This is a genomic window from Arthrobacter sp. 01N444 (genome assembly GCF_056399305.1).
Genome location: NZ_JBFTRB010000042.1, coordinates 1 through 502, shown reverse-complemented (window position 1 = coordinate 502; position 502 = coordinate 1). Strand labels below are relative to the sequence as shown.

The 502-nt window shown below is 63.9% G+C and carries 1 protein-coding gene; it reads right to left on the bottom strand.

What is annotated here, in order from left to right:
- Positions 1 to 502: hypothetical protein (locus AC1DKN_RS21010; RefSeq protein ID WP_476872408.1), on the bottom strand; the 502-nt coding region annotated here is incomplete at both ends.

The window sequence follows — 502 nt, the reverse complement described above, 5'->3', positions numbered from 1 at the left end:
TCCGGTTCCGAGCCCGGCGGGGAACTTGAAGTTCAGGCCGACCCGGCCTGCCTTGGGCAGGTCGATCGCGTAGTAATCGGTGTCATCGATGCCTCCGCTGAGTGCCGAACCGGAAACCGTGGTCCCCAGGGGCACCACCGTCGCGGCCGAGGTGGAGCTGTTGGGTTCGAGTTCGACGGTCCCCGCGGTCAGTGTCGTGTTGAGGGTGTAGGTCTTGCCCCAGCTTGCCCAGCCGCCGCTGTAGCCATAGATCTTGATGTAGGCGCGGCCAGCAGAGAGGCTGATTTGTTGGCTGGCGAGCCAGGTACCGTCAGCGGCGGAGCCGTCGAGGTCGAAGTTGTAGAGGTTGGTGGCGTTGGCGTTGTAAATGCTGACGGTGTAGGTGGGTCCGGTTCCGAGCCCGGCGGGGAACTTGAAGTTCAGGCCGACCCGGCCTGCCTTGGGCAGGTCGATCGCGTAGTAATCGGTGTCATCGATGCCTCCGCTGAGTGCCGAACCGGAA